This window comes from Alkalibacterium sp. MB6 (genome assembly GCF_009935905.1).
Taxonomy (GTDB): domain Bacteria; phylum Bacillota; class Bacilli; order Lactobacillales; family Carnobacteriaceae_A; genus Alkalibacterium.
The window spans coordinates 1-1,652 of record NZ_PREX01000058.1 but is presented as its reverse complement, the minus strand read 5'-3'; the positions used below and the strand labels follow the sequence as shown (position 1 = coordinate 1,652).

Below are 1,652 nucleotides of genomic sequence, written 5' to 3'. Positions count from 1 at the left end.
TGGATAAGTCATCCGAGTACTAGTATAAAGGATTTTTTTATACGATGGAACAGTTTAAAATTTTAATGCAACACTAGTGATAAGAGATGAAAAGAAGTCTGAATTAGTAGAAGAATTACTAACACCTGAAATTTTAAATGGATATCAAATTATTAGTAATTATTTTGATACGAAAAAAGTTAATAGAGAGACGTTTATTAGAAAATTAAAACAAGTATTTATAGTACGAGTACAAGTTCCGCCGAATATCGATCTTAATCATTATTTTGAAATAATGAATACTCGTGGTGAACAGCTTGAGCTTCATGAAATTGCTAAATCGAAGCTATTAGAAGTTTTAGAAACAGACAAAGAAAGAGATATTGCAGCTCTTATTTGGGAAAAATGTTCAGATATGAATTCTTATGTCCAAATGAATTTTGATAAAACTATTCGAGATAAAATATTTACTACAGATTGGTCTGCTTTAAAACAATCGATTAAGAATTTTAAATCTCTTGAAGATACTATATCAATAGAGAAAGAAATATTAGATACAATTTCACTAGGTGATATTTTAAATAAGAATAACCTATTACAAGAAGATCAGAATCAAGAGGAAGAAGATGAAAATAGACGATTTGAATCTACTATTACTTTTCCTAACTTTTTATTGCAAGTGAATGCAGTTATAAGTAATTTAGGAGAAGAAGATTCAACTCTTGATGACAAAAACTTTCTTAAAAATTTGTCATGGAACTGGAAATCATCAGATAATGCAAAAAACTTTTTATTTCATTTATTGAAATTACGTGTTCTTTTCGATAAATTAATTTTGAAACGGGAATTTGCAAGAGATTATAAAGAAACGGGTAGATGGTCATTACAACGGTTAGAAAAATATACTGATCAACACGGTGCTAAACCTAAATATGTAGGCACATTAGGGGAGAATGGGAATGACAATCAACAATTAAGAACTTTACAATCAAGTTTACGTATAACCTATACTTCACCTAAGACAATGCACTGGATTACAATTACACTATCTAATTTATTAATAAATGAAAAAACTAATCTTATACAAATTTTAGAAGAATATTCAATGAAGAAAGTTGATGAATCTGATTATAAATTTAGTTCTGGATTTGGATTTGAGCGAATTGTATTTAGTTATCTTGACTACTTGATTTATAGAGATGGCTACTCATATGAGGGAAAAAACATTGTAACTCCGATGCAGGATAACTGGCAATTTCAGTTTAGAAATTCTATCGAACACTATCACCCACAAAATCCCATAGAGGGTGAAGAGTGGGATATAGAGAATCTGGATGATTTTGGTAACTTAGCATTAATTACCGTTTCTGGAAATTCTCGATTTTCTAACTTACCACCAAGTGGAAAAATTAGTTCATACCCAAGCATCATTAATCAGAGCATGAAATTGAAAATAATGGAATACATGACAAAAATTGATAATGGGAAGTGGACAGAAGAAAAAATGAAAACTCACAGAGATGAAATGTTTAGAGTTTTAATGAATGAATAAATCCTCTTACAAGCCATTATGTTAGTAGCCTCATCCGGATACTGTAACCGTCAAGTAGAATTGTGCACTTTTTGCCAGATAACTTTGTGCACTTTTATTATTCAAAAATAGTCTCTCTGTT

Annotated in this window: 1 protein-coding gene; it reads left to right on the top strand. The window is 29.7% G+C overall.

The genetic code is table 11. The annotated features are described in order from the left end of the window. The first annotated feature begins 76 nt into the window (after nucleotides 1–76). Complete coding sequence (locus C3945_RS11640) at nucleotides 77–1,531, top strand: HNH endonuclease family protein (protein ID WP_161879816.1); 1,455 nt, start codon at nucleotides 77–79, stop codon at nucleotides 1,529–1,531. The last annotated feature ends 121 nt before the right edge of the window (nucleotides 1,532–1,652 follow it).